The sequence below is a fragment of the Geodermatophilus marinus genome (assembly GCF_003428645.1).
Lineage (GTDB): Bacteria > Actinomycetota > Actinomycetes > Mycobacteriales > Geodermatophilaceae > Geodermatophilus.
Genome location: NZ_QVQH01000004.1, coordinates 187,004 through 212,392 on the forward strand (window position 1 = coordinate 187,004; position 25,389 = coordinate 212,392).

Consider the following 25,389-nt stretch of genomic DNA (forward strand, 5'->3'; position numbering starts at 1 on the left):
TTCAGGTGCCGTGCGACAGGGTCGGCCCATGCCTGACCCGCTGCGGACGACGGACCCCTGTCGACGACCCCGCGGGACGGGTCCCGCCGGGCGGGCGGTGCTGGTCGAGGACGCCTCCCCCTGGAGCCGGTCGTTCGCCGACGGCCTGCGCCTGCGCGGGTACGCGGTCACCGTGTCCGGCTCCCTGGCCGGGGGGCTGGCCGCCGCGATCGACGGCGACGCCGACCTGGTCTTCGTCTGCCGCCCCCCGGCCCCGTCGAGCGGGCACCGGCTGTCGGCCGAGCTCGCCGAGGCCCGGTCGCACGGCATGCGGGCCTCCGTCGTCCTGCTCGGGGACCCGGAGGCCCGCCGGGACGACCCGGGGGGACGGGGTCAGCCGGGCGGCTGAGCGCCCGCCCGCGCCGCGGGCAGGACCACGCGCACCGTCGTCCCCCCGCCGGGCGCGGGGGCCGCGGTCACGTCACCGCCGTGCCGGCGGGCGATCCGGCGGCAGATGGCCAGCCCCAGACCGGTCCCCGGCGGTCCCCCGTCGGCGGGCCGGGCGCGGACGAAGTCGCCGAAGACCTCCTCGTGGCGGCCCTCGGGGATGCCGACGCCCGCGTCCCGGACCTCCACCCACACCCGGTCGGCCCCGGGCCCGGCGCCGCCGTGCACGTGCACCCGGGCCGGCTCCCCCGGGCAGGCGAACTTCACCGCGTTGCCCACCAGGTTGGCCAGCAGCTGCCGGACCAGCACCGGGTCGACGTGCGCGACCGGCAGGTCGCCGACGTCGAACCGCGGCTCCGGCTCGTCGCCGCGGTCCACCAGGTGGTCGGCGAGGACGTCGTCGACCACGTGGGCGAGGGGGACGTCGACCGGGTCGAGCGCCGCGTCGCGGGCCGTGCTGTAGGCCAGCAGCCCGGTGACCAGGTCGCGCATCCGCCCGGCCACGGCCCGCGCGTGGACCAGCGCCTCGGCCGCACCGGGGTCGGCCGCGCCACCGGTGCCCCCGAGCACCCGCAGCCAGCCGTCGAGCGCGGCCAGCGGGTTGAGCAGGTCGTGGGCGACCACGCCGGCGAACGAGGAGAGCTCGGCCTGCCGCATCCGGTCCTCGGTGACGTCGGTGTAGACCGCGAGCGCCCCCAGCTCGCCCTCCAGGGTGGGCAGCGGGCGGGCGGTCACCGCGAACACCCGCTCGCGGCCGCCGAGGTCGGTGTGCAGGTCGACCGGACCGACCTCCTCCCCCGAGACGGCCCGCACCATGGGCAGGTCCCGCAGCGGGACGAGCCGGCCGTCCGGGGTGCGCGGCGCGACCTCCTGCAGCCAGCGCGCCGGGTCGACCGACTCGGACTCGCCCGGGAAGAACTCCGCCGCCGCCGGGTTCCGGACGACGGTGCGCCCGGTCCGGTCCACCAGCACGACCCCCTCCGGCAGCCGGTCGAGGACGGCGTCGAGCACCACCCGCTGGTCCTCGGCCCGCCGCCCCGCCACCCGCAGCTCGTCGACCAGCCGGTCCCGCTCGTCGCGGCCCAGGGCGAGGAGGAGGACGAGCACGGCGAGCACGAGCAGGAAGCCCTGCGCCAGGACGGCGCCGTCCTGGGGTGGCACGACGGCGAACGGCCCGTCGCCGGCCAGGGTGAGCGCCAGGACGGCCGCCGTGACGACCAGGACCCACCCGGTGGCCACTTCCGTGGGCAGGCGCAGCGCCGCCCACACCGCGACCGGGAGCAGCGCGTAGGTCACCGGCCGGTCCTGGCCGGGACCGAAGACCAGCGCGACCGCGGCGGCGGTGACCGCCCCGAGGGCGACGGCCTCCGGGAGCCGGGGCACCCGGCCGACGGGGTCGCCCGGGCGGTGGCCGAGGACGCGGAGGCCCACGGTGGCCACGACCACCACGCCCCCCGCGTTGCGCAGCACCCAGATCGCGACCACGGCGGGGGCGTTTCCGGCGGCGTCCAGCAGGACCGCGGGCGGGCCGACGAGCGCGCTGGCGGCGGCGCCGGCGAACGCGCCCCCGAGCAGCCCGGTCAGCTGGCGGCGGGTGCGCAGCTCGCGCGCGGGACCGGCCAGCCGCGCCCAGACCGCGACGCCGACCACGGCCTGGACCACGGCGGCCGCGCCCAGCGCCACGGCGAGGCCGGCCGGGGCGCCCGTCAGGGCCGTCAGCACGGCGGCGACCCCGAACAGGGCGACGAGGTCCGCCCGCAGCCACCGGCGCCGCCACGTGCCGGAGAGCCACAGGAAGGCCACGCCGGCGGCCGGCCACACGAGGGCGAGGTCGGTGCCCTCCAGCCGGGTGGTCCGGCCGAGCAGCACGGCGGCGGCGAACGCGACGGCGAACGCCGCCGTCCGCAGCACCGGTCGCACGCCCGCCACCCCCTGCCCGGTCGTCCCGCGCGGCGTCAGAACCGCCCGCCGGCGCCCCGCCGTCCACGGCTGCCGGAGCCGCCGAAGCTGCCCGACCGCCGCCCGCCACCGCCGAACCCGCCGCCGGAGCCACCCGACCGCCGCCCGCCGGCCCCGCCGAACCCGCCGCCGCGGGACCCCCCGTACCCGCCGCCGCCCCCGCCGAAGAGGATCCCGCCGAGGACGAGGCTGCCGAGGTCCACGCCGCCGCGGCCGCCGGCGAACCCGCCGGGCACCGGGCCGTACCCGCCCCCGCCGTACCCGCCGCCCCAGCCGCGGACGTCGGACTGCGCCCGCTGCAGCGCCTGGTGCGCCAGCGAGCCGGCCAGCTGCGCCTCCCGCAGGGCGCCCTCCGGGTCGGTGCCCGCCCGGGCGGTCGCGACGTCGAGGTGCCGCTGCGCCTCGGCCAGCCGGGTGCGGGCCTCCGCGCCGACCGCCCCGCGCCGGGTGGCGATGAAGTCCCCGGCCGCGGCGATCCCCGAGCGCGCCGACAGCAGCGCCTGGTCCAGCGCGGCGGCGGCGCGGCGGGCGCGCGCCTCGGCGTCCCGGGCCGCGCCCAGGGCCGCGTCCAGCGCGGCGGCGGCCTCCTCCACCCGGCGCAGCGCGGCCGCCGGGTCGGGCAGCGCGCCGCCGTCGGGGTGCAGCGCGGTCCCCGCGGCGTCCAGGGCGGCCTCGGCCCGGGCGACCCGTGCGGACAGCCCGGGATCGGCGCGGGCGGCGAGCAGGGCCTGGGCCTCGGCGAGGTCCTCCTCGACCTCCGTGCGGACCGCGGCGACCCGGCCGGTCGCCGCCTCCAGGTCGGTCGCCAGCCGCGCCACGGCGTCGAGCAGGGTGGCGGTCTGGACGACGGCGTCCTCGGCTGCGCGCAGGTCCCCGACCGCCTGGCCGGGCTGCCCGGCGGCCAGGGCCGCGTCGGCCTCGGTGACCTCCTGCTCGGCGGCGGCCAGCCGGGCGCGGGCCTCGGTCAGGTTGTCGGCGACCGGCTCCAGCGCGGCGGCGGCGTAGCGCCGCTGCAGCGCGGCCAGCCGCTCGTCGTCGGCGGGCAGCCGGCCGTGCAGGGCGGTGATCCGCGCGCGCAGCCCGGCCAGGGCCTCCGGCGCGGTCCGCTCGAGGTCGCGCAGCCGGTCGAACGCCTCCGCCTGCTCGTCGAGACGGGCGTCGGCAGCGCCGGTGAGCGCCAGCACCTCGGCCAGCATCCGGCGGCGCGTCGGCTCGTCCTCCGGCACCTCGTCGTCGAGCTGCTGGCGCAGCGCGAAGGCCCGGCCCAGCTCCTCCTGCGAGGCCGCGAGCGCCTCCCCGAAGCCGGCCACGGCGTCCTGCCCGTACTGCAGCCGGGCGAAGTCCAGGTCGAGCTGCGAGGTCTTGACCGCCTCGTCCAGCTCGAGCAGGGCGGTGCTGGCCCGGGCCTCCAGCTGCTCGGTCGGGACACCGGCGTGCGGGTCGGGCGGGCCGGCCGGCTGCGGCGGCGCGGCCGAGCGCCGGCGGCGGGCCCGGCTGATCGCGTAGGCCCCCCCGGCCACCACGGCGATGCCCCCGACGACCGCGACGGCACCCAGGCCGCCGCCTCCGCCGTCCCCGCCGCCGGCCCCGTCGCCGGAGAGCCCCGCGGCCAGGGCGGTCGCCGCGCCGGCCCAGTCGTCCTCGGCCAGCGCCGGCTCGACGTCCTCGCGCAGCAGCCGCTGCAGGTCGGCGTCCGACACCGCCGCGTCCTGGGCCACCGAGACCCCGTAGCGCCGGTCCTCGACCGCCACGGCGAGCAGCACGTCGTCGACGCCCAGGCCGGAGGCCTCGGCGGTGGCGTCGGCCCAGGCGACGCCGTCCTGGCCGTCGAAGGAGTCGACGTAGACGACGAACAGCTGCAGGCCGTCCTCGGCGCGCAGCCCGGCCAGGGCGTCCTCGACCTCGGCGGCCTCGGCCCCGGAGAGGACGCCGGCCCGGTCGGTCACCTCGCCCGGGACGTCGAAGGGGGGCTCGGCGAGCGCCGGCCCCCCGGTCAGCACGAGCCAGCCGCTCAGCAGCACCACAGCCGGCAGGGTGGCCAGCAGGGTGGGGACGGCGGGCAGCCGGCGCACGCGGGACCTCCAGTGTCGGGCTCGGCGAGACCCTACCCAGCGGAACGGGTCCGGCCGCCCGGTCGTGGGTAGGAGCCCGCCGGCCCACCCGGAACCCGAGGAGGACACGTGCCCGAGCAGATCCCCGCCGCCGACCTGCCGCCGGGCACCGTGCGCCGCGCCGGCGACTGGGCGGTCGGCAACCGCGACGGGGAGTACTTCGCCGTCTCCCGCCGCTGCCGCCACCAGCTGGCCGACCTGTCGGAGGGCAGCGTCGACGCCGACGGCTGCCTGGTCTGCCCCTGGCACCAGGCCCGCTACGACGTGCGCTCCGGGCGGATGGTGCAGGGCCCGCGCGGGTTCCTGGGCTGGCACGGGCCGACGCCCGGGTACACGCAGTTCGTGCGCGCCTACGCCCGCGTGCTGCGGTTGCGGGTGCGCCGCGCCCTGCGCCGCGGCGACGCCGTCGTCGTGGAGTGAGCGGGACGCAGGCCGCGGCCCCCTCCAGGGCACCGCCCCGAGCGCAGCGAGGGGTGGGGAGGAGGGGGTCCTTCTTCAGCGGCGCTCGACGGGGGTGTCCACGCCCTGGACGAGGGCATCGGTCTCCGGGTTCACCGCACCGCTGGCGCGCACCGACACCCCCTGCGTCGCCGCGACCTCCTCGGGGGACTTCGGGCGCAGCACGCCGTCCCGGATGTCCTCGGCCCAGTGGCAGCTCACCCAGCGCCCGGGTGCCAGCTCCCGCAGCGGCGGCGCCTCGGTGTCGCAGCGCGTCTCCTGCCGCCAGGGGCAGCGGGTGTGGAACCGGCAGCCGCTCGGGGGGTTGGCCGGCGAGGGCAGGTCACCGGCGAGCAGGATCCGCTCGCGCCGCTCCTCGACCTCGGGGTCGGGCACCGGGACGGCGCTCATGAGCGACCGGGTGTAGGGGTGCAGCGGCTCGTCGTACAGCGCGTCGGAGGGCGCCTGCTCCACCAGCGACCCCAGGTACATGACGCCGACGACGTCGCTGATGTGCCGCACCACCGCCAGGTCGTGCGCGATGACCAGGTAGGTCAGGTCCAGCCGCTGCTGGAGCTCCTCCAGCAGGTTGACCACCTGCGCCTGCACGCTGACGTCGAGCGCGGAGACCGGCTCGTCGGCGATGAGCAGGTCGGGCTCCAGGGAGATCGCCCGCGCGATGCCGATGCGCTGGCGTTGGCCGCCGGAGAACTCGTGCGGGTAGCGGCGCAGCGCGGCCGAGGGCAGGCCGACGGCGTCGAGCAGGCCGCGGATCTTCGCCGCGATCCCCTCCCTGCCGCCGCCCAGGCCGTGGGCGCGCAGGGGCTCGGAGAGCAGCGACTCGACGTTCTGCCGCGGGTCCAGGCTGCCGAGCGGGTCCTGGAAGACCATCTGCATCCGCCGCCGCACCGCCCGCAGCGGCTCGCCCGACAGCGACGCGACGTCCGTGCCGTCGAAGACCACCTTCCCGGCAGTGGGCTCCACCAGCCGCAGGACGGCGCGGCCGAGCGTGGACTTCCCGCAGCCGGACTCCCCCACCAGGCCGTAGGTGGTGCCGCGGTCGATCGCCAGGTCGACGCCGTCGACGGCGCGGACGTGGCCGACGGTGCGGTCGACGAACAGGCCCCGCTTGATCGGGAAGTGGACCTGCAGGCCCTCCACCCGCAGCAGGGGCTCGGCTGCGCTCATCGGGCGGCTCCGGAGGCGGTGGCGCCGGTCGCGGACGGCGGGCGCCGGAGGGGGTGGCGGCAGCGCAGCTCGCGGGCCGGACCGTCGTGCTCGAGCGGCACGGTGCTCCCGGAGACCTCGGTCAGGCAGTCGTCCTGGGCGTGGTCGCAGCGGGGGGCGAACGCGCACCCCTCGGCCCACGGGATCGTGTCCCGGGCCGAGCCCCGGATCGGGGTGAGCGGCGCGCCGCGCGCCCCGTCCAGCCGCGGGACCGAGGCGAGCAGGCCGCCCGTGTAGGGGTGGCGCGGCCGCGCGAACAGGTCGTGCCGGTCGGCGGACTCGATGATCCGCCCGGCGTACATGACGTGCACCCGGTCGCAGAGGCCGGCGACGACGCCGAGGTCGTGGGTGATCATCACCAGCGCCGTCCCGGTGTCGACGACGAGCTCGCGCAGCAGCTCCAGGATCTGCGCCTGGATGGTCACGTCGAGGGCCGTCGTGGGCTCGTCGGCGATGAGCAGCCGCGGCGAGCAGGCCAGTGCCATCGCGATCAGCGCCCGCTGGCGCATGCCACCGGAGAGCTGGTGCGGGTACTCCTTGAGCCGGCGGCCGGGGTCGGGGATGCCGACGCGGTCGAGCAGGCGGGTCGCCTCGTCGGCCGCCTCCCCGCGCGACACGTCCCGGTGCTCGAGCAGCACCTCGGTGACCTGGGTGCCGATGGGGACGACGGGGTTGAGCGAGGACAGCGGGTCCTGGAACACCATGGCCATGTCCGCGCCGCGCAGGTCGCGCAGGGTCCGGTCGGGGGCGCCGACGAGCTCGACCCCGCCGAAGCGCACCGAGCCGCCGACGCGGACCCCGCGGCGGGGCAGCAGCCCCATGACGGCCAGGGACGTCACCGACTTCCCGCAACCGGACTCGCCGACCAGGCCGACGGTCTCCCCGGCGTCCACGGCGAAACTCACGCCGTCGACCGCGCGGGTCGGCGCCTCCCCGCGGCGGGTGAAGGTGACGCTGAGGTCGTCGACCTGGAGGACCGGGCCGTCGGCGCGGGCGGCCTCCCCGGCCGGGAGCGCCTCGATGGACACCGCGACTACCTCCGGAACTTGGGGTCGAGGGCCTCTCGCAGCGACTCGCCGAGCAGCGTGAAGCCGAGCGCGACCACGATGATGCACAGCGCCGGGTAGATGGCCAGCTCCGGCCGGACGCCGAGGAACTGCTGCGCGTTGGCGAGCATCGCGCCCCACTCCGGCCGGCCCAGGTCGGGGTCGCCGAGGCCGAGGAAGGACAGCGCCGCCGCCTCGATGATCGCCGTCGCGAGCGACAGCGTCGCCTGCACGATCACCGGGGACAGCGAGTTGGGCAGCACGTGCCCGAAGACGATCCGGCCGCGTCTGACGCCGAGCGCGCGGGCGGCCAGCGCGTAGTCGCTGTTGCGCTGGGAGAGCATCGACCCGCGCAGCAGCCGGGCGAAGACCGGCACCTGGGTCACCGCGATCGCGATGACCAGCGAGTACTGGTTCTGGCCCAGCAGCACGGAGATGCTGATCGCCATCAGCAGGCCCGGGATGGACAGCAGGATGTCGACGAACCGCATGACGACGCTGTCCACCCACCCGCCGAGGGCGCCGGCCAGCACGCCGATGGCCATGCCGACGACGGCGCCGAGCAGGGTGGAGACGACGCCGATCAGCAGCGACTGGCGCGAGCCGACGATCAGCCGCGACAGCACGTCCCGGCCGAGGTTGTCCACGCCGAGCGGGAAGCCCTCCCGGCTGCCGGGGATGTACCCGGGCCGGATCTCCGACAGCAGGGTCTGCGCCAGGGGGTCGCGCGGCGCCAGCCAGGGCGCGAACGCGGCCACCAGCAGGAACACCACGACGATGACCGCACCGGCGATGGCCACCGGGTCGCGCCGCAACCGGCGGAAGGCGCTCCTGGTGAGCGAGACGCCACCCTCACCCTCGGGCACCTGGCCGGCCCGGGCGGCGAGCTCGTCGATGCGCCGCCGCTTCACGTCCCCGATCGCCGTCAACTCACCCTCACCCTCGGGTCGAGCAGGCCGTAGGAGATGTCGACCAGCAGGTTCACCAGCACGTACATGATCGCCAGCAGCAGGACGAAGCCCTGCAGCAGCGCGTAGTCGCGGCCGAAGATGGCGTCGTAGATGGCCGATCCCACCCCGCCGAAGGCGAACACCGTCTCGGTGAGCACCGCGCCCGACAGGAGCAGGCCGGTCTGCAGGCCGATCGTGGTCGACACCGGCAGCAGGGCGTTGCGCAGGATGTGCCGGCGGCGCACGGTCTGCGTGGCCAGCCCCTTGGCGTTCGCCGTCCGCACGTAGTCCTCGTTCACCACGTCGAGCACCGACGCGCGGGTGATCCGGACGATGATCGCCAGCGGGATGGTGCCCAGCGCGATGCCGGGCAGCACGAGGTGGGTGAAGGCGTCCCAGGCGGCGTCCCACTCGCCGGTCAGCACCCCGTCGAGCACGTAGAAGTTGGTCACCCGGGTGGCGTCGATGCGCACCTCCTGGCGGCCCGAGCCGGGCAGCCAGCCCAGCTCCACGGCGAACACCAGGCGCAGCAGGTAGGCGAGGAAGAAGACCGGGATCGCCACGCCGAGCAGCGAGCCGATGACCGACGTCGAGTCGATCCAGCTGCCGTGCCGGCGGGCGGCGAGGTAGCCCAGCGGGATGCCGACGCCGATCGCGAAGACCATCGCGAAGAGGGTCAGCTCGATGGTGCCGGGCATCCGCTCGAGGAACTCCTCGGTGACGGGGCGGCCGGTGCGGGTGGAGTTGCCGAAGTCCAGCTGCACGGCACGGCCGAGGAACCGCAGGTACTGCACGTAGATCGGCTGGTCGAGGCCGAACAGCTCGTTGTAGCGGGCGATCGCCTCGGGTGTGGCGCGCTCGCCGAGGGCGGCCTGGGCCGGCCCGCCGGGGAGCGCCCGCAGCCAGGCGAAGAGCAGGACCGACAACCCCAGCAGGATCGGGATCAGCTGCAGGAGCCGCCGGACGACGAAGCGGAGCACGCGCTCGGGTCACCTCTCACGGGCTGACGGTACCGGCCGGCTCGCGGCGGGCTCCCTTGGAGGGGCCCGCCGCGAGCCTGCGAGCGGTGGAGGGCGAGGGGTTCCTCCCTCAGTCGGCCAGCGACACCGTCGAGAAGACCTCGGCGGTCAGCGGGCTCGGCTCGAGACCCTGGACGTTCTCGGCCACGACGAGCGCCGGGGGCGAGTGCGAGATCGGGACACCGGGCAGGTAGTCCATGATCAGGCGATTCGCCTCCTGGTACAGCTCGGTCCGGGCCTCGGCGTCGGGCTCGGCGTCGGCCTGGGCCAGCGCCTGGAAGATCTCCGGCGCGCTGAACGCCCCGAACTCGGCCGATGCCTGGTTGTTCGCCGCCTCGGCGAAGAACGTGCCGATGAAGTTGTAGGCGTCGTTGTAGTCACCGGTCCACCCGAGCAGGTGGATGTCCGCCTGGCCGGCCTGGACGGCGTTGAGGTAGTCCGGGTTCCACGGCAGGGCGACCGGCTCGGTGGTGAACCCGGCGTCGGTCAGGTTCTGGTTGATCACCTGGAACATCGCGGCGGGGTCCGGCAGGTACGGCCGGCTGACGTCGGTCGGGTAGTAGAACCGCAGCGTCGTCCCCTCGGCGCCGGCCTCCTGCAGCAGCTGGCGGGCGCGCTCGGGGTCGTACTCGTAGGTCGTGACGTCCTCGGCCCAGCCGTCGACCGTCGGCGGCAAGAACTGGGTGGCCGTCTCGGCGCCCTCGGGGAGCAGCGAGTTCACGATCGTCTCGCGGTCGATGGCGTGCGCGATGGCCTGCCGCACCCGCGGGTCCTGCAGCGCGGGGTTGGCCTGCGTGCCGGGCACGTTCCCGCCGTTGAAGCCCAGGTAGAGGATGTTGAACGGATCGCGGACCAGGACCTGGAAGCCGTCGTCCTCCAGGGTCTGGTAGTCGGCCGGCGAGACGAAGTCGTAGCCGTCGATGGACCCGGCCTGCAGCTCCTGCCGGCGGGTGTTCCCGTCGGGGATGGTCCGGAAGATGATCTCGTCGAGCAGTGCGGCCTCGCCCCAGTAGTCCTCGTTGCGGACGATGGTGACCTCGCCGTTGCCGCGGTCCCAGCTCTCGAAGCGGAAGGGCCCGGTGCCGGTCGGGTGGTTCAGGGCGTACTCGGAGTAGGAGAGCGCGTCCTCGCTGCCGGAGAGGTTGTCGGCGTCGTACTCCTGCAGTGCCGTGGGGCTCTGGATGGAGAACGCCGGCAGCGCGAGGGCGGCGGGGAACTTCGAGGTGACCTGGGTCAGCCGGACGACGGCGGTGTTCTCGTCGGTCGCCTCGCAGCTCTCGTAGATGCTCGGGACGTCCGGCGTGCTGGCGAACCCGCCGAAGACCGCCTGGTAGTAGTACGAGGCGCTCGGGCTCTGGGCCAGGCCCTCGAAGTTGTACCAGCGGTCGAAGTTGAAGCAGACCGCTTCGGCGTTGAAGTCCGTGCCGTCGTGGAACTGGACGCCCTCCTGCAGCGAGAAGGTGTACTCCAGGCCGTCCTCGCTGACCTCCCAGTCCTCGGCCAGCTCGGGCACCGGCTCGGTGCCGCCGAGCTCGTTGCCGAGCAGACCCTCATGGATCTGGCGGGCGATGCGGAAGGTCTCGCCGTCGCTGGCGAAGGCCGGGTCGAACATGGCCGGGTCACCGGCGGCGCCGAACACGAGGGTGCCGCCGGACTGGGCCTCGCCGCCCTCGCCGCCGCCGGAGTCCCGTTCGGACGCGCAGGCGGACAGGGTGGCCGCGGTGAGAGCGGCCGCGGTGGCGGCCAGCGCTCGCTGAGGTCGTCGCTGCATCGCGGAAAGACCTGCCTTCTCGGCCCCCTGGGCCGGATGAGTTCCCGATGAGTGGGCCGCGAGGCGCGAGACCTCCACGGACCAGGGAACCCTAGGCGTCCGCGACCGATCGCCGGGAACCGCCGTCCACGATCGACACCATCCTGTGACCTGCGCGCGGCCGGACGGGTGACCGCCCCGCTGCGAGCCTGCGAGCGGCGGGGGGCAGCGGGGTCCCGCCTCGGCTCCCGGCCCCGCTGCAGGGTCCCGCTGCGAGCCTGCGAGCGGCGGGGGGCAGCGGGGTCCCGCCTCGGCTCCCGGCCCCGCTGCAGGGTCCCGCAGCGAGCCTGCGAGCGGCGGGGGGCAGCGGGGTCCCGCCTCGGCTCCCGGCCCCGCTGCAGGGTCCCGCTGCGAGCCTGCGAGCGGCGGGGGGCAGCGGGGTCCTTCTAGGCGTCGATGCGGCGGCGGCCCTCGAAGGCCCGGCCCAGGGTGACCTCGTCGGCGTACTCGAGGTCGCCGCCGACGGGCAGCCCGCTGGCCAGCCGGGAGACCGCCAGGCCGAGCGGGCCGACGAGCCGGGCCAGGTAGGCCGCGGTCGCCTCGCCCTCGAGGTTGGGGTCGGTCGCGATGATCAGCTCGGTGACCGCGCCGCTCATCAGCCGGGTCATCAGCTCCTTGACCCGCAGGTCGTCGGGCCCGACGCCCTCGATGGGGCTGATGGCCCCGCCGAGCACGTGGTAGCGGCCGCGGAACTCACGGGTGCGCTCGATGGCGACGACGTCCTTGGGCTCCTCGACGACGCAGATGACGTCGTCGGCCCGCCGCGGGTCGCGGCAGATGCGGCACTGCTCACCCTCGGCGACGTTGTAGCAGGTGCTGCAGAAGCGGACCTCGGCCTGCACCCGCTGCAGCGCCGCCACCAGCCGCCCGACGTCGGCGGACTCGGCCGCCAGCAGGTGGAAGGCGATGCGCTGGGCGCTCTTCGGCCCGACACCGGGCAGCCGGCCGAGCTCGTCGATGAGGTCCTGGACGGCCCCCTCGTACACGGTGTCCCTCTCGTAGACGGGGGTTGCCGCGGCCTAGAGGCCGGGCAGCCCCATGCCGCCGCCGAGGCCGCCCGCGAGGGGGCCCATGCGGCTGGCGGTGAGCTCGTTGGCCTGGCGCGAGGCGTCGCGGAAGGCGGCGACCACGAGGTCCTGCAGGGTCTCGACGTCGGACGGGTCGACCGCCTCCGGCGAGATGGTGACCGCGGTGACCTCGCCCTGGCCGGTCATCGTGACCGTGACCAGGCTGCCCCCGGCAGAGCCGGTGACCTCCTCCTGCGCCAGTTGCTCCTGCGCGGCAGCCAGCTGCTGCTGCATCTGCTGCGCCTGCTCGAGCAGCTTCGACATGTCGGGCTGACCGCCGGGGAACATGCCCCGAGGGTAGGCCGCCGGTCCGACACCCGCCGGGAGGCCGGGCCGCCCGGCGCCGGCTCGACCCCCGTTCTCAACCAGGTGGTTGACAAGATGCGGCGAGGGGTGCACCCTCTTCCTCAACCGATTGGTTGACGAGAGGAGGTCCCGTCCCGATGGCCGCCGCCGATCCGCTGTCCCGGGTCTTCGCGGCCCTGGCCGACCCCACCCGGCGCGACATGGTCGCCCGGCTCGCGGTGGCCGACGCGACCGTCGGCGAGCTCGCCGAGCCCTACGACGTGAGCGTCCAGGCCGTCTCCAAGCACCTGCGGGTGCTCGAGGACGCCGGCCTGGTCAGCCGCAGCCGGGAGGCCCAGCGTCGCCCGGTCCACCTCGAGGCGGAGGTCTTCGACCTCATGACCGCCTGGATAGAGCGCTACCGCCGGCAGGCCGAGGAGCGCTACCGCCGGCTGGACGACGTCCTCGCGTCGCTGCCGGACGACGTCCCACCCACCCAGGAACCCCTTCCCGGAGGAGGAGCACCATGACCGCCACCCGCCACCACGAGACGCAGATCGAGGTCGACCGCGAGGTCCCGCTGGTCCGCATCACCCGCGAGTTCGACGCCCCGCCGGCCAAGGTGTTCCGGGCGCACACCGACCCCGACCTGCTGGTCCGCTGGCTCGGCCCGCGCGGGCTGCAGATGCGCATCGACCACTACGACTGCCGCACCGGCGGCTCGTACCGGTACCTGCACAGCACCGACGGCGAGGAGTACGCCTTCCACGGCAGCTTCCACGAGATCCGCCCCGACGAGCGCATCGTGCAGACCTTCACCTTCGAGGGCATGCCCGACGGCGTGGCCCTGGAGAAGCTCGTGCTGGAGGACCTCGGCGACGGGCGCACCCGCCTGGTCTCGACCTCGCTGGTCGACTCCTTCGCCGACCGCGACGCGATGGTCGCCAGCGGCATGGAGGTCGGTATCCGGGAGGGCTACGAGCGGCTCGACGAGGTGCTCGCGCAGGGCTGAGGCAGACGGCCCGCTGCCCGCGCCCGGTCCGGGCGGGCAGCGGGCAGGCCCGTCGGGGCGGGACGGGGTCGTCAGTCGACCGGCCGGGCGCCGAGATGGGTGCGGAGCAGGGAGAGCGCGGCCTGCTCCGGGTCGACGGCCGGCTCGTGCCGGCGGTCGGGGTCCTCCCCCTCGGCCGCGCGCTGGGCCATCAGCTCCTGCGCCTCGGCCGCCTCCGCGGCGCGGGCCGCCTCCCGGGCGGCCTCCGGCGACGGCTGGGGGCCGCCGCCCCGGGTCGCCCCCTCGACGACGACCTGGACCTTCCAGCGGACCCCGAGCAGCTCCAGCAGCGACTGCCGGACGACGTCCTTGTTGAGGTCGTCGCCGAGCATCTTCGCCAGCGCCGGCGAGGTCGCGGCCAGGGTCAGCGTGCCGGCCGCGAGGTCGTGCACCTGCGCGCTCTTGAGCAGCGCCTCGGTGGTGCGCTTGTGGCCGCGCACCACCTTGAGCAGCTCCGGCCACACCCGCCGGACGTCGGCGGTGGTGAGGTCGCCGGCGCTGCCCGCCGGCTCGGGGTCGGCGGAGACCACCGGCGTGGGTTCCCCGCCCCGCGGGGCCGGGGAGGACTCGGCCGCGGCCCGCGGTGCGGCCGGCGGGCGCGGCGCCTCGACCCGCGCGGCGGCCGCCGCCACCGCGGCGGGCCGGGCCGGGTGCGGCCAGTCCTCGTCGTCGGTCGGCTCCGGCGGCAGCGGGATGTCCGGCTCGGTGGTCGCCACCCGCGCCCGCTGCGGCTCGTCCGCCGGCGGCTGCCCGGCCGGAGCGGGGGCCGACGGCGCCGGGCGGGCCGGGGCGCCCCCCGACCCGGGGCGCGCCGTCTCCGGCCAGTCGTCCTCCGCTGCCGCGCGTGCTGCCGGGCGGGCCGCCGGCGCCGTCCCGGGCGGCGCCGTCTCCGGCCAGTCGTCGTCGGCCGCGGGGGCGGCCGGCGCCGGGGGCGCGGCGGCCGGTGCGGGCACCTCGGGGGCCGGGGCCTGGGCAGCTGGGGCCTCAGCGGCGGGAGCCTCGGGAGCGGGGGCCTCGGGAGCGGCCGGCGAGGGCTGGGGCCGCGGTGCGTCGGCCGCCGGCGGCTGCGGCGCCGCCGGGGCCGCCTGCTGGGACCGGCGGACGAACTCGCGGCGCGGCGCCGACGGCCGGTCGGCGGGCGGTGCGGCGTCGCCCGACGGCTCGCGGCGCGCCTCGCGCACCGGGGCCTCGCGCACCGGGGCCTCGCGCACCGGGGCCTCGCGCACCGGGGCCTCGGCGACCGGGCGCCCGGCGTGCTCGCCGGCGATGGACATCCGCCGCTCGAGCCGTTCGAGGCGCTGCAGGGTCGCCGCGGCGGAGTCGTCGGTGACCGGCAGCAGCATGCGGGCGCAGACGAGCTCCAGCAGCAGCCGCGGTGCCGTCGTCCCCCGCATCTCGGTCAGGCCGGCGTGCACGGTGTCGGCCATCCGGGAGAGGGTGGCCGAGCCCAGCGCCCGGGCCTGGGAGGCCATCAGGTCCAGCCGGTCGGGCGGGCAGTCGAGCAGGCCGTTGCCCCCGGCATCGGGGACGGCGTCGAGGACGATGAGGTCCCGCAGCCGGTCGAGCAGGTCGGTGGCGAAGCGGCGCGGGTCGTGCCCCGCCTCCACGACCCGGTCGACGGCGCGGAAGACGCCGGGCGCGTCGTGCGCGGCGAGGGCGTCGATCGTCTCGTCGAGCAGGGCGTCGTCGGTGACGCCGAGCAGCCCCACCGCGTCCCGGTAGGTGACGCCCTCGGCCCCGGCGCCGGCGAGCAGCTGGTCGAGGATGGACAGCGAGTCGCGGACCGACCCGCCGCCCGCGCGCACGACCAGCGGGAAGACCGTCGGCTCGACCCGGACCCCCTCGGCGGCGCAGGTGCGCTCCAGCAGGCCCCGCAGCGTCGAGGGCGGCACCAGCCGGAACGGGTAGTGGTGCGTGCGCGAGCGGATGGTGGGCAGCACCTTGTCCGGCTCGGTGGTGGCGAAGACGAAGACGAGGAACTCCGGCGGCTCCTCGACGACCTTGAGCAGGGCGTTGAAGCCCTGCGTGGTCACCATGTGCGCCTCGTCGACGATGTAGACCTTGAAACGGCTGTTGACCGGCGCGAAGAACGCGCGCTCGCGCAGGTCCCGGGCGTCGTCGACACCGCCGTGGCTGGCCGCGTCGATCTCGATCACGTCGATCGAGCCCGGCCCGTCGGGGGCGAGGGAGACGCAGCTGGTGCAGACGCCGCACGGCGTCGCCGTCGGCCCCTGCTCGCAGTTCAGCGACCGGGCGAGGATGCGCGCCGAGGACGTCTTGCCGCAGCCGCGCGGGCCGCTGAACAGGTAGGCGTGGTTGATCCGCCCGCTCCCGACCGCGTTGACCAGCGGTGCGGTGACGTGCTCCTGCCCGACCACCTCGGCGAAGGTCGCCGGGCGGTACTTCCGGTAGAGCGCCAGAGCCACGCGGCGAGGTTACGTGCCACCGGGGACACCGTCGCGGACCCCGGCGCCGCGGCCGCGACCGGTCGGCGGGGGCTGCAGCGGGTGCGTGCCGGCGGACTCCCCACCCGTCGGGCTCCCCTCGGCGCACCCGATCAGGGGTCGCCGTGGACGGCCGCGACGGTTCCACCGGGGCGTTATCGAACCGATACGTACAGCACTAGGGCGGGAGAGGGCAGCAGACGCGTCCCCCGGCTGACACACCGAGCACCGGAGGGACCAGTGACCCATGGCAGGGACGCGGAGTTCACGGACTTCGTCGCCGAGCACGGGCGGGCGCTCCTGCGCACCGCCGTGCTGGTGACCGGGGATCGGCACCTGGGCGAGGACCTGCTGCAGACCGCCCTCGCCAAGGCCTACGGCTCCTGGCCGAAGGTCGAGCGGGCCGAGCACCCGGCCGCCTACGTGCGCCGCATGATGATCAACACGCACCTGAGCTGGCTGCGCCGGCTGACCAGCACCGAGCGGGCGGTGGAGACCCTCCCGGACGTCGGCGGGGGCGACCACCAGACCGCGTACGCGGAGAGCGACGAGATGCGGCGCGCGCTGCTGCGGTTGTCCCCGCGCGTCCGCACCGCCGTCGTCCTGCGCTACTTCGACGACCTCTCCGAAATCGAGACCGCGCAGCTCATGGGCTGCTCCCGGAGCACCGTCAACAACCACGTCGCCAAGGGACTGGCCGCGCTCCGCGGCCTGCTCGCCCCTCTCGGGGGCGACGACCTCGCTCACTCGTCGGGGAGGCACGCGTGACCGACCACCAGACCCTGCTCAGCTCGCGCCTGCACGGCCTGGCCGACGACCTCGCCCCCACGGTGGACGTGGTCGGGCTGGTCCGCGACGCCCGGCAGCGGCACCGACGGCGCCACCGGGGCCGTATCGCGCTCGGCGCCGTCGCGACGGCGACCGCCGCCGTGGTCGTCGGGGTCACGAGCGCACCCGACCTGCTCTCCGCCGGCCACCGGGGTGAGGTCGCCCGGCCGAGCACGACCGCACCCTCTGCGCCGGCCACCACGCCACCGCCCACCACGCCACCGCCCACCACGCCACCGGCCACCACGCCACCGCCGGCCGACCCGGGCCCCTCCGAGGAGGTGCCCGACGGGCTGCCGGCCGGCTGGGAGCCGCGCAGCTTCCAGGGGGTCACCTTCGCGGTCCCCCCGGGAGCCCGGACCCCGGACGTCGTGGACGAGACCACCGCCCGCGACTGGATGAGCGGCCCGTCGTTCACGTGGCACGGCCCGCTCATCAGCGGCGACGTGCACTCCACCGTGGAGATCACGATCGTGGACACCTACGAGGGCGGGCTGCCCCCGCTGGACGGCGGGGCCCATGTCACCGTCCCGGGGGCGGACGCGGCCTACGGGGACGTCGAGCCCCCGCTCGACGTCCTCGAGTGGGAGGAGGTCGACAGCTGGACCGCCTGGCTCGCCGTGCTCGACGGGGACCGCCAGATCCGCGTCTCCGCCACCTTCCCCCCGGGTCCGGCGGGCGAGCAGATGGGCCGGGACCTGATCGCCTCGCTGGCCGTCTCCTGACCCAGCGGGGCCGAGGAGCGGGGCCCGGAGGGTCCCCGACGAGGGGCCGGGGTCGGGGGCTCCGCGGCGGCCGGGGGACGGCACCTGGCCGCGGTCGGAGGCCGGTAGGCCGACAGAGGACGTAGAGGGACCCCCCGCGCACCCGCCAGAGCCCGCTTATCCTTGCTGCCTTCCGGCCCTGGGGAGGTTCACAGGGTGACGCCACACGAGGGGTCTGCACCCACTGTAGGCCACGAACCCGGTCGAGTCCGGCAGCGGGTGCCCGATACGCTCCCGGCCATGACGCCCCGGCGCGCCCTCGTGCTCCCCCCGCCGCGCTCCTGCTGACCCGGAGCCCCGCGGGCTGACCCCGGCACCTGACGCCGGGGGTGCCCGGCGCGCTCCGGTCCGAGCCCGATCCGGACCCGCACCAGGAGCGTCATGCCCACCCCCCTCTCCCCCGCCGGCGCGCGCCTCGCCGGCGGTTTCCCCCTCGTCGTCCTCGCCGCCCTGCTCTGGGGCACCGCGGGGTTCAGCGGCCGCGTCGTCGCCGACCGCACCGACCTCGGCCCGCTCGACATCGCCTGGCACCGCATGGCCATCGGGGCCGTGGTCCTGCTGGCCGCGCACCTGCTCACCCGCCGGCGCGCCGCCCCGGCCGGCGGGTCGGGGCGCGGTGTCCCCGTCCGCCTCGTTCTGGTCGCCACCGGCCTGGCCGCGTACCAGCTGGCCTACTTCGCCGCCGTCGCCACGGCCGGGGTGAGCGTGGCGACCCTGGTCGCCCTCGGCCTGGCCCCGCTGCTCATCGCCCTCGGGGCCGCGCTGCTCGGTCACGGCCGGCCCGAACCGGCCACGCTGGTGGCCCTCGCCGTCGCCCTGACCGGGCTGGTCCTGCTCGTCGGCCTGACCGCCGGCGCCTCGGCGGGGACGGCGGTGCTCGCGGGCGCCCTCCTCGCGGTCGGGTCCGCCCTGGGCTACGCGGTCGTCACCCTGGCCAGCGGCGGCGTGCCGGTCGGGGTCCCGGTGACCCTGATCGGGTTCGGCGGCGGCGCCCTGCTCCTCACCCCCGTCGCCCTGGCCGCCGGGCTGCGGACGACGGCCGACCCCGTCGCCGTGCTGACCCTCGTCTACCTGGGTGCGGTCCCGAGCGCGCTGGCCTACGCGCTGTTCTTCCGCGGCCTGCGGACGGTCCCGGGCGCGGTGGCCGCGATCGTCACGCTCCTCGAGCCGGTCACCGCGACGGTGCTGGCCACCGCGTTCCTGGGCGAGCGGCTGCCGCTGGGCGCGCTCGCCGGCGGCGCGCTGGTGCTGGCGGCGGTGGCCGGCCTCTACCTGCGCCGCCTCGCCGCCTCCGCCGAACCGGCCGTCGGGGCCCCACCCGGGGGCTGATCACCCCCGCGGCACCGCGCCCCGGGCCGGATACGGCACCGGCCGGGCCCCGGTCGGGGCCCGGCCGGCGGGCTGCGGAGGATGGGAGATTCGAACTCCCGAGGGGTTGCCCCCAACCCGCTTTCCAAGCGAGCGCCATAGGCCACTAGGCGAATCCTCCAACGGCTCCCCCACGATACCGGGCGCGGTGCCGGGTGGTTGACCCCCCGCCGATGGGAGAGGCTGTCGGAACGACGACGGTCCCACCGCCCGACAGGAGAACGACGCCATGAGTGACACCGACCGGCCCCGCCCCGAGGTCGTCGCCGCGATCGTGGCGGTGCTCCGGGGCGACGACCCGGCCGGGCTGCCGCCCACCGCCACCAAGGCGGAGAAGGACGCCGCGACCGACGCCTACCTCTCGGAGATGGCCGCCGAGCGGGGCAAGCGCGACCGGCAGACGCGCGCGTGGGAGCTGCTGCTGACCCGCAGCTACGACGAGCCGCCCACCTGGCAGCGGCTGTTCGACGACCTCGCGCCCGAGGCGGTCCGCGAGCTCGGCGAGCTCTACGACGCCCTGCCGTCCGGTGCGCAGGAGGAGTACGCCCGTCGCTACGGCGTGCCCAGCGGCGTCTGACGCGCGGCGCCGACCAGCAGCGAGGGAGGAGAGGAGTGACCGGGCCCGGCCGCGTGGTGGCGGGGCGCTACCGGCTGCTGTCGCGGATCGGCGGCGGCGGCATGGGCGCGGTGTGGCTGGCCCGCGACGAGCGGCTCGGCCGGCAGGTCGCGGTCAAGGAGGTCCTCGCCCCGCCGGCCGCGACCCCGGCCGAGGTGGAGCAGCTGCGCCAGCGGGCCCTGCGGGAGGGGCGCATCGCCGCCCGGCTCTCCCACCCGCACGCCGTCTCGGTCTACGACGTCGCCCTGGACGACGGGGCGCCGTGGCTGGTCATGGAGCACCTGCCCTCGCGCAGCCTGGCCGAGGTCCTGGCCGAGGACGGCGTGCTGCCCGCCGGCCTGGTCGCCCAGGTGGGCGCCCAGGTCGCCGACGCGCTCGCGGCCACGCACGCCGCCGGCATCGTGCACCGCGACGTCAAGCCGGCCAACGTGCTCATCGGCCGCGGTGACCGGGTCGACGGCCTGGTGAAGATCACCGACTTCGGCATCTCGCACGCCACCGGGGACGTGACGCTCACCCGCACCGGGCAGATCACCGGGACGCCGGCGTTCCTGGCCCCCGAGGTGGCCCGCGGGGAGAACATGACGCCGGCCAGCGACGTCTTCTCCCTCGGCGCCACCCTCTACACCTGCCTCGAGGGCCGCCCGCCGTTCGGCATGGACGACAACCCCCTGCGCCTGCTGCACCGGGTCGCGGCCGGCGACCCCGCACCGCCGGAGCGCGCCGGTCCGCTGACCGGCGTCCTCACCCGCATGCTGGCCGACGACCCGGCCGGTCGCCCGGACATGCCGGCGGTCCGCGACGAGCTGGCCGCGCTCGCGGCGGGCCGGGACGGCGACCCGACGACCGTGCTCATGGCCCGCACCGGCCTGCGCTCGGCGGTCGCACCGAACGGCACGGCGGAGCTGCGCGCCGCGGCGGCTCCCGCGGTGGCGGCACCGCCGGCCGACCCGGAACCGGCGGCCCCGCCGGCGGACCCCGAGCCGGCGCCCCCTCCCCCGCCGCCGGGCCGGCCCCGCCCGCGACGGGGACGGCGGACGGCCGTGGTCGCGGGCCTCGTGCTGGCCGCCGTGCTCGCCGGGGTGCTGGTCGCCTGGTGGGTCGGCCGCGACACCGGCGGCGCGGCGCCGGCCGCCACCCCCACGCCCTCCGCCGAGGAGACCGGCGAGCCGACGACGCAGGCCCCGGAGACCCGGGACCCGCAGACGCAGGAGCCGACATCCCCCACGGCCGGGACCTCGTCACCGGCGGAGGAGACGGCACCGGCGCCGAGCGGGCCCACCGACGCGGTCTCCGTCACGCAGCAGACCCTCGGCGCCTACTACGCGCTGCTGCCCGGCGACCCGGACGCCGCCTACGCGCTGACCGGCCCCTACCTGCAGTCGGTCGCCGGCCAGGACTACTACCGCGACTACTGGGATCCCTGGGCGGAGGTCGAGCTGGCCGGCGTGCGGGACGCCTCGCGGCAGGACGACGGCACCGTCGTGGCGACCACCGAGGTGCGCTTCACCGGGGACGACGGCAGCGCCCGGACCGAGCTGCACGAGGTGCGCCTCGTCCCCGACGGCGAGGGCGGCTGGCTGGTGGACCTCGACCAGTTCGTCGAGACGATCGGCTGAACCGGCCCCCGGACGGCGAGAGCCGCTCCCGAGCTCCCGGGAGCGGCTCTCACACGCGCGGTGGCGGTGGGATTTGAACCCACGGAGGCTTGCACCTCACACGCTTTCGAGGCGTGCTCCTTCGGCCGCTCGGACACGCCACCGCCGAGAAGACTACAGGGCCCTGCGGCGGCGGAAGAACGCGCGTAGCAGCGCGGCCGACTCCTCCGCCCGCACACCCGCCGTGACCTGCGGCCGGTGGTTGAGCCGGCGGTCGCGGACGACGTCCCACAGGGAGCCGACGGCCCCGGCCTTGGGGTCGTCGGCGCCGTAGACGACCCGCCCCACCCGCGCGAGGACGCTGGCCCCCGCGCACATCGTGCAGGGCTCCAGCGTGACCACGAGCGTCGTCCCGGTCAGCCGCCAGCCGTCGCCGTGCACCCGCGCGGCGGCCCGCAGGGCGAGCACCTCGGCGTGCGCGGTGGGGTCGCCGCGGCGTTCGCGCTCGTTGGCCGCCTCGGCCAGGACCGCGCCGTCCGGCCCGAGGACGACGGCCCCGATCGGTGTGTCGCCCCACCCCTCGGCGGCGGCGGCCAGCTCCAGGGCACGGCCCATCGCGGCGTCGACGTCCACGGTCACCCCGTCCGGTCCGCGCGCCTACGCCCCTGAGTGCAGGTGCACTCGGAGACGCGGGGAGCGCGACCGGCCCGGTAGGCCGCGGGCGCCGTCACGACGGGTCCAGCGGGACGCCGGTCAGCTCCGACAGCTCGGCCAGCGCCGCGGCCGGGTCGACGACCTTGACGGTGTGCATGCCCATCGCCCGCGCCGGCTTGAGGTTGATGCCGAGGTCGTCGAGGTAGGCGCAGTCGTGCGGGGCGACCGGCCGGCCGACGGCGGCCGACAGCCGGTCCAGCGCCCGGCGGTAGATCTCCGGCTCCGGCTTGCGCACCCCCTCCACGGACGACTCCACCACCACGTCGAACAGGGCCAGCAGCTCGCCGAGCCGGCCGGTGCGCTCCATCGGCGCGACGTTGTTGGAGAGCAGGGCCAGCGGCAGCCCGGCCGCCCGCAGCCGGCGCACCGCGGCGACCATGGCCGGGCGCAGGTCCCCGGCCAGCGCGGCGAGCACCCGGGAGGCGTCCAGCCGGTGCCCCGCGGCCAGCGCCTCGGCCTCGAAGGCGTCGACGAACCCCGCGGCGTCGAGCTCGTTGCGCTCGTACCGGGCCCAGGCGTTCGTGTCCGGGTCGGTGCTGTTGAGCCGCCGGATCAGCCCCTCGGGCAGCCCCGCCTCGGCCTCGTAGGCGGCGAAGGCGACCATCGGGCTCTCGGTGAGCACCCCGCCGAGGTCGAAGACGACCGCGCGCGCGGTCACGGCGCCACCGCCGCGGCCAGCTCGTCGGCGAAGCCCAGCCGTGCGGCGATCGCCGCGACCATCTCGTCGGCCCAGAGGTCGTCGGCGGTCACGATCGGCCGCAGCTGCTCGGCGGGCAGCCCGTCGTCGGCGAACAGGTCCAGGTCACCACCCGGCCAGCCGGTCTCGTCGTCGTCGAAGGCCCCCTCGGCGTCGACGGCGATGCCGTAGCGCTCGACCACCTCGCTGGCCAGCAGCCACTCCTGCATGGTCGCGTCGCTGATCAGCGCCCGGACCATGCCGCCGGGCCCGTGCCGGAGGGCGACGAAGTACAGCCGCGAGTCGACCACGACCACGAACGGCCCCGGCCAGCCGTCGGCACCCGGCTCGCCCAGCGCCCGCTCCAGCGCCGGCAGCTCGTCGCCGGCGTCCTCGGCCAGCAGCTCCACCCGCCAGCGGCCGGCCGGCCGGCTGATCCGCACCGCCCAGCTCGCCCCCGACCCGGTGCCGCTCACCGGCGGCGCAGCATGGTGAGGCCGTCGGACAGGGGCAGCAGCACGGTGTCCCACCGCGGGTCGGCGGCCAGCGCCACGTTGAGCTCGGCGATGGCCCGCTGGTTGTCGGTCCGCGGGTCCAGGACGGTGCCGTCGGCGAGCGTGTTGTCCAGCAGCACCACGCCGTTCTCGGTCATCCGCGGGTGGAGCGCGTCGACGTAGGCGGCGTAGCCGGTCTTGTCGGCGTCGACGAAGGCGAGGTCGAAGGTCGGCTCGGCCGGCAGCGCGCGCAGCGACTCGTGCGCGTCGCCCAGCCGCAGCTCGACCCGGTCGCCCACCCCGGCGCGGTCCCAGTACCGGCGGGCGATCGCGGTCCACTCCGCGCTCACGTCGAGGCACAGCAGGGACCCGTCGGCCGGCAGCCCGCGGGCGATGCACAGCGCCGAGTAGCCGGTGAACGTGCCGATCTCGATCGCCCGGCGGGCGCCCAGGGCCCGGGTCAGCACCTGCATGAACGTGCCCTGCTCGGGGGCGATCTGGAAGGTCGGCGAGGCCTCGCCCCGCTCGGCCAGCGCCGCGGTCTCGGCGAGCAGGTCGCGGACGACGTCGTCCGGCGGCTCGGAGCAGCGGCGCACGTAGTCGCCGAGCTCCGGGGTCAGGAGGAAGGAGCGCGGGGTCACGACGCGGGGGTCCGCGGCGTGCGGGGACGGGTGGTCGCGGGGGCCATAGGGTCCGATCATGGCCGATCCCGCGCCGGACGACGGCGCCGACATCGCTCCCGCCCTCTTCGCGCGGCTCGCCGCCGACCCGCTCGCCGGGCACCTGGGCATCACGCTGGAGCAGGTCCGCCCCGGGTACGCGCGGGCGTCGATGCCGGTCGGCGGGCAGCTGCTCAACGCCGTCGGCATGGCGCACGGCGGGGCCACCATGGCGCTGCTGGACGTCGTGCACGCGGCGGTCAGCAACAGCCACGGCACGGTCGCGGTGGCCCAGGACGTGCACACCGAGTTCTGCGGCGCCGGCCGGCCCGGCGACGTCCTCACCGCGGAGGGCACCGAGCTGCACCGCAGCGCGCGCACCGCCGTGTACCGGATCGAGGCGCGGGCGCAGGACGGCCGGCTGGTCGCCACCGCCCTGGCCCGGGTGTTCCGCACCGACCGGCCCTGGGACGCCGGGTGACCGGCCTGCCGGTGCCGACGATGCCGGCCCCGCCGGTCGCCGTCGTCGGGCTCGGCCAGCTCGGCGGGTCGCTGGCCGCCGCGCTCGCCGCCGCGGGGCGCGAGGTCAGCGGGTGGGACGTCGACCCGGCGGCACGGGACGCCGCGGCCGCGCGGGGCGTGCGGATCGGGCGCGAGCTGTCCGGCGTCGTGGTGCTCGCCGTCCCCCTGCCCGTCCTGGGCACCGCGCTCGACGGGCTCGACGTCGCCCCGGACGCCACCGTCACCGACGTCGGCTCGGTCAAGGCACCGGTGCAGGAGGTGCTCGGCGGGCGCTTCGGCGGGCGGTACGTCGGGGGGCACCCGATGTGCGGCACCGAGCGCTCCGGGCACGCGGCCACCGACCCGGCGCTGTTCCGGGGTGCGCGGTGGGCGCTGTGCCTGGAGCCGGCGACCGAGCTCCCGCGCTGGCTGCGGGTGGCCGAGGTGGCCCTCGCCGCGGGGGCCGAGGTGGTCCCGGCGACCGTGGCCGAGCACGACGCGGCCGTCGCCGCCGTCAGCCACGTGCCGCACCTGCTGGCCGCCGCCCTGGCCGCCGCCGCCGGTGCGGCCGGCCCCCTCGCCCTCGCGCTGGCCGCGGGGAGCTTCCGCGACGGCACGCGGGTCATCGCCAGCGACCCGGCGTTCGTCACCGCGGTCCTCGAGGGCAACGCCGGGCCCGCGGAGGCCGCCCTCGAGCAGGTGCGGGCCCAGCTGGCGCGCCCGTGGCCGGAGCTGGTGGCCGCCGGGCACGCGGTGCGCACCGCGGACCCGGGCCGGCGCCCGGTGCGCGTACCGCTCGACCGGGCGGCGCTGCTCGCCCTGGGGCGGGCCGGGGGCGCGGTCACCCGGCGGCTGGCCGCCTTCGTCGAGGGCTGGGTGCCCGAGGGCGGGTAGGGCGGACCCGCCGGGGCCGGCGGTTGCGGCGCGGCCCGCACGGGAAGGATCGCGCCCATGGAGGAGAAGGACCTGATCGCCCGCATCCACGCGCTCGTCGACGAGGAGCACCGGCTCCGGGAGGGCACCGAGCACACCGACGAGCAGCGCGCCCGGATCGACGAGCTCGAGGTGCAGCTCGACCAGTGCTGGGACCTGCTGCGCCAGCGCCGGGCCCGCCGCCAGTACGGCGAGGACCCCGAGGAGGCCCACGCCCGGCCCGCCGACCAGGTCGAGGGCTACCTCCAGTAGAAGGACCCCCCCTGCCCCCCACCCCTCGCTCCGCTCGCGGCGGGACCCTGCAGGGGGGCCGCCGCCCTCCCCGTCCCTCGCTCCGCTCGCGGCGGGACCCGGGACGGGGCCACCCTGCCCCCAGCACCCGCTCCGCTCGCGGCGGGGCCCGGG

26 protein-coding genes, 2 tRNA genes and 1 other RNA gene are annotated in these 25,389 nt (G+C 76.7%); 12 read left to right on the top strand and 17 right to left on the bottom strand.

Annotated features, from left to right (window positions below; translation table 11 throughout):
* The first annotated feature begins 28 nt into the window (after positions 1-28).
* Positions 29-388: a hypothetical protein gene (locus D0Z06_RS06635; protein WP_147331982.1), complete on the top strand. Its 360-nt coding sequence runs from the start codon at positions 29-31 to the stop codon at positions 386-388.
* Here the strand turns inward: D0Z06_RS06635 and D0Z06_RS25265 are convergent.
* Entirely contained in the window at positions 373-2,346 is a 1,974-nt protein-coding gene (locus D0Z06_RS25265; protein ID WP_158579895.1) for a sensor histidine kinase, read from the bottom strand. The two genes, D0Z06_RS06635 and D0Z06_RS25265, sit on opposite strands and share 16 nt — an antisense overlap.
* 35 nt (positions 2,347-2,381) lie before the next feature.
* Positions 2,382-4,457, bottom strand: coding sequence for a TPM domain-containing protein (locus tag D0Z06_RS06650; RefSeq protein WP_117376572.1), 2,076 nt, complete (start codon positions 4,455-4,457; stop codon positions 2,382-2,384).
* A gap of 108 nt (positions 4,458-4,565) precedes the next feature.
* Here D0Z06_RS06650 and D0Z06_RS06655 point away from each other — a divergent pair, with 108 nt between their 5' ends.
* A complete protein-coding gene (locus tag D0Z06_RS06655; RefSeq protein WP_117376573.1) occupies positions 4,566-4,916 on the top strand; it encodes a Rieske (2Fe-2S) protein in 351 nt (116 codons plus the stop codon).
* A 75-nt stretch (positions 4,917-4,991) separates the two neighbouring features.
* On the opposite strand, the gene D0Z06_RS06660 is transcribed toward D0Z06_RS06655, so the two are convergent.
* The 7 genes from D0Z06_RS06660 to D0Z06_RS06690 all read right to left on the bottom strand — a co-directional run bounded on the left by D0Z06_RS06660 (position 4,992) and on the right by D0Z06_RS06690 (position 12,341).
* On the bottom strand, positions 4,992-6,122 hold the full coding sequence (locus D0Z06_RS06660) for an ABC transporter ATP-binding protein (RefSeq protein ID WP_117376574.1): 1,131 nt from the start codon (positions 6,120-6,122) through the stop codon (positions 4,992-4,994).
* The gene (locus D0Z06_RS06665) at positions 6,119-7,189 is read right to left on the bottom strand and encodes an ABC transporter ATP-binding protein (RefSeq protein ID WP_233517499.1); all 1,071 of its coding nucleotides are present in this window, start codon (positions 7,187-7,189) and stop codon (positions 6,119-6,121) included. Before D0Z06_RS06665 ends, D0Z06_RS06660 begins: the two co-directional genes overlap by 4 nt.
* 5 nt (positions 7,190-7,194) lie before the next feature.
* Positions 7,195-8,136: an ABC transporter permease gene (locus D0Z06_RS06670; protein WP_117376575.1), complete on the bottom strand. Its 942-nt coding sequence runs from the start codon at positions 8,134-8,136 to the stop codon at positions 7,195-7,197.
* Positions 8,133-9,137, bottom strand: coding sequence for an ABC transporter permease (locus D0Z06_RS06675; RefSeq protein WP_117376576.1), 1,005 nt, complete (start codon positions 9,135-9,137; stop codon positions 8,133-8,135). Before D0Z06_RS06675 ends, D0Z06_RS06670 begins: the two co-directional genes overlap by 4 nt.
* Before the next feature lie 109 nt (positions 9,138-9,246).
* Entirely contained in the window at positions 9,247-10,947 is a 1,701-nt protein-coding gene (locus D0Z06_RS06680; protein ID WP_117376577.1) for an ABC transporter substrate-binding protein, read from the bottom strand.
* A gap of 425 nt (positions 10,948-11,372) precedes the next feature.
* On the bottom strand, positions 11,373-11,972 hold the full coding sequence (gene recR, locus D0Z06_RS06685) for a recombination mediator RecR (RefSeq protein ID WP_012946702.1): 600 nt from the start codon (positions 11,970-11,972) through the stop codon (positions 11,373-11,375).
* A gap of 33 nt (positions 11,973-12,005) precedes the next feature.
* Positions 12,006-12,341, bottom strand: a complete 336-nt coding sequence (locus tag D0Z06_RS06690; RefSeq protein ID WP_117376578.1) for a YbaB/EbfC family nucleoid-associated protein — start codon at positions 12,339-12,341, stop codon at positions 12,006-12,008.
* Positions 12,342-12,496: 155 nt separating this feature from the next.
* On the opposite strand from D0Z06_RS06690, the gene D0Z06_RS06695 reads away from it, so the two are divergent.
* Entirely contained in the window at positions 12,497-12,868 is a 372-nt protein-coding gene (locus D0Z06_RS06695) for an ArsR/SmtB family transcription factor (RefSeq protein ID WP_117376579.1), read from the top strand.
* Complete coding sequence (locus tag D0Z06_RS06700; RefSeq protein WP_117376580.1) at positions 12,865-13,350, top strand: SRPBCC family protein; 486 nt, start codon at positions 12,865-12,867, stop codon at positions 13,348-13,350. Before D0Z06_RS06695 ends, D0Z06_RS06700 begins: the two co-directional genes overlap by 4 nt.
* Positions 13,351-13,421: 71 nt before the next feature.
* Here D0Z06_RS06700 and D0Z06_RS06705 read toward each other — a convergent pair whose 3' ends face one another.
* Entirely contained in the window at positions 13,422-15,815 is a 2,394-nt protein-coding gene (locus tag D0Z06_RS06705) for a DNA polymerase III subunit gamma and tau (RefSeq protein ID WP_117376581.1), read from the bottom strand.
* A gap of 258 nt (positions 15,816-16,073) precedes the next feature.
* Here D0Z06_RS06705 and D0Z06_RS06710 point away from each other — a divergent pair, with 258 nt between their 5' ends.
* Both D0Z06_RS06710 and D0Z06_RS06715 read left to right on the top strand, forming a co-directional pair.
* On the top strand, positions 16,074-16,601 hold the full coding sequence (locus tag D0Z06_RS06710; protein WP_117376582.1) for a SigE family RNA polymerase sigma factor: 528 nt from the start codon (positions 16,074-16,076) through the stop codon (positions 16,599-16,601).
* Positions 16,598-17,386: a hypothetical protein gene (locus D0Z06_RS06715; protein WP_117376583.1), complete on the top strand. Its 789-nt coding sequence runs from the start codon at positions 16,598-16,600 to the stop codon at positions 17,384-17,386. Before D0Z06_RS06710 ends, D0Z06_RS06715 begins: the two co-directional genes overlap by 4 nt.
* Before the next feature lie 122 nt (positions 17,387-17,508).
* Here D0Z06_RS06715 and ffs read toward each other — a convergent pair.
* An RNA gene (gene ffs, locus D0Z06_RS06720) (signal recognition particle sRNA small type) lies at positions 17,509-17,604 on the bottom strand.
* 202 nt (positions 17,605-17,806) lie between these two features.
* On the opposite strand from ffs, the gene D0Z06_RS06725 reads away from it, so the two are divergent.
* Positions 17,807-18,754 (top strand): DMT family transporter, encoded by a 948-nt coding sequence (locus tag D0Z06_RS06725; protein WP_117376584.1) that lies wholly within the window; start codon positions 17,807-17,809, stop codon positions 18,752-18,754.
* A 75-nt stretch (positions 18,755-18,829) separates the two neighbouring features.
* On the opposite strand, the gene D0Z06_RS06730 is transcribed toward D0Z06_RS06725, so the two are convergent.
* A tRNA-Ser gene (locus D0Z06_RS06730) sits at positions 18,830-18,914 on the bottom strand.
* A gap of 108 nt (positions 18,915-19,022) precedes the next feature.
* Between D0Z06_RS06730 and D0Z06_RS06735 the strand changes: the two genes are divergently transcribed.
* Positions 19,023-19,370, top strand: coding sequence for a hypothetical protein (locus D0Z06_RS06735; protein WP_117376690.1), 348 nt, complete (start codon positions 19,023-19,025; stop codon positions 19,368-19,370).
* 35 nt (positions 19,371-19,405) lie between these two features.
* Complete coding sequence (locus D0Z06_RS06740) at positions 19,406-21,028, top strand: serine/threonine-protein kinase (protein WP_233517500.1); 1,623 nt, start codon at positions 19,406-19,408, stop codon at positions 21,026-21,028.
* A gap of 58 nt (positions 21,029-21,086) precedes the next feature.
* Here the strand turns inward: D0Z06_RS06740 and D0Z06_RS06745 are convergent.
* From D0Z06_RS06745 to D0Z06_RS06765, 5 genes are all read right to left on the bottom strand, one after another.
* A tRNA-Ser gene (locus D0Z06_RS06745) sits at positions 21,087-21,171 on the bottom strand.
* A 10-nt stretch (positions 21,172-21,181) separates the two neighbouring features.
* Positions 21,182-21,646, bottom strand: a complete 465-nt coding sequence (locus D0Z06_RS06750) for a nucleoside deaminase (protein WP_233517501.1) — start codon at positions 21,644-21,646, stop codon at positions 21,182-21,184.
* An 88-nt stretch (positions 21,647-21,734) separates the two neighbouring features.
* Positions 21,735-22,379 carry an HAD-IA family hydrolase gene (locus D0Z06_RS06755; RefSeq protein WP_117376585.1) on the bottom strand — a complete coding sequence of 215 codons (645 nt, stop codon included), beginning with the start codon at positions 22,377-22,379 and terminating at the stop codon, positions 21,735-21,737.
* Positions 22,376-22,873 carry a tRNA adenosine deaminase-associated protein gene (locus tag D0Z06_RS06760; protein ID WP_117376586.1) on the bottom strand — a complete coding sequence of 166 codons (498 nt, stop codon included), beginning with the start codon at positions 22,871-22,873 and terminating at the stop codon, positions 22,376-22,378. The genes D0Z06_RS06755 and D0Z06_RS06760 overlap by 4 nt, the downstream gene beginning before the upstream one ends.
* Positions 22,870-23,592, bottom strand: coding sequence for an O-methyltransferase (locus tag D0Z06_RS06765; RefSeq protein WP_117376587.1), 723 nt, complete (start codon positions 23,590-23,592; stop codon positions 22,870-22,872). Before D0Z06_RS06765 ends, D0Z06_RS06760 begins: the two co-directional genes overlap by 4 nt.
* On the opposite strand from D0Z06_RS06765, the gene D0Z06_RS06770 reads away from it, so the two are divergent.
* The 3 genes from D0Z06_RS06770 to D0Z06_RS06780 are packed head-to-tail and all read left to right on the top strand — an operon-like array spanning position 23,591 to position 25,236.
* Positions 23,591-24,031, top strand: coding sequence for a PaaI family thioesterase (locus D0Z06_RS06770; RefSeq protein WP_117376588.1), 441 nt, complete (start codon positions 23,591-23,593; stop codon positions 24,029-24,031). The two genes, D0Z06_RS06765 and D0Z06_RS06770, sit on opposite strands and share 2 nt — an antisense overlap.
* The gene (locus D0Z06_RS06775) at positions 24,028-24,945 is read left to right on the top strand and encodes a prephenate dehydrogenase/arogenate dehydrogenase family protein (protein WP_117376589.1); all 918 of its coding nucleotides are present in this window, start codon (positions 24,028-24,030) and stop codon (positions 24,943-24,945) included. Before D0Z06_RS06770 ends, D0Z06_RS06775 begins: the two co-directional genes overlap by 4 nt.
* A gap of 57 nt (positions 24,946-25,002) precedes the next feature.
* Complete coding sequence (locus tag D0Z06_RS06780; RefSeq protein ID WP_117376590.1) at positions 25,003-25,236, top strand: DUF2630 family protein; 234 nt, start codon at positions 25,003-25,005, stop codon at positions 25,234-25,236.
* The last annotated feature ends 153 nt before the right edge of the window (positions 25,237-25,389 follow it).

Coding starts and splice junctions, on each gene's coding strand:
- D0Z06_RS06635 (WP_147331982.1), top strand. CDS start 29: ATGCCTGACCCGCTGCGGACGACGGACCCCTGTCGACGACCCCGCGGG.
- D0Z06_RS06660 (WP_117376574.1), bottom strand. CDS start 6,122: ATGAGCGCAGCCGAGCCCCTGCTGCGGGTGGAGGGCCTGCAGGTCCAC.
- D0Z06_RS06680 (WP_117376577.1), bottom strand. CDS start 10,947: ATGCAGCGACGACCTCAGCGAGCGCTGGCCGCCACCGCGGCCGCTCTC.
- D0Z06_RS06690 (WP_117376578.1), bottom strand. CDS start 12,341: ATGTTCCCCGGCGGTCAGCCCGACATGTCGAAGCTGCTCGAGCAGGCG.
- D0Z06_RS06695 (WP_117376579.1), top strand. CDS start 12,497: ATGGCCGCCGCCGATCCGCTGTCCCGGGTCTTCGCGGCCCTGGCCGAC.
- D0Z06_RS06700 (WP_117376580.1), top strand. CDS start 12,865: ATGACCGCCACCCGCCACCACGAGACGCAGATCGAGGTCGACCGCGAG.
- D0Z06_RS06725 (WP_117376584.1), top strand. CDS start 17,807: ATGCCCACCCCCCTCTCCCCCGCCGGCGCGCGCCTCGCCGGCGGTTTC.
- D0Z06_RS06735 (WP_117376690.1), top strand. CDS start 19,023: ATGAGTGACACCGACCGGCCCCGCCCCGAGGTCGTCGCCGCGATCGTG.
- D0Z06_RS06770 (WP_117376588.1), top strand. CDS start 23,591: ATGGCCGATCCCGCGCCGGACGACGGCGCCGACATCGCTCCCGCCCTC.
- D0Z06_RS06765 (WP_117376587.1), bottom strand. CDS start 23,592: ATGATCGGACCCTATGGCCCCCGCGACCACCCGTCCCCGCACGCCGCG.
- D0Z06_RS06780 (WP_117376590.1), top strand. CDS start 25,003: ATGGAGGAGAAGGACCTGATCGCCCGCATCCACGCGCTCGTCGACGAG.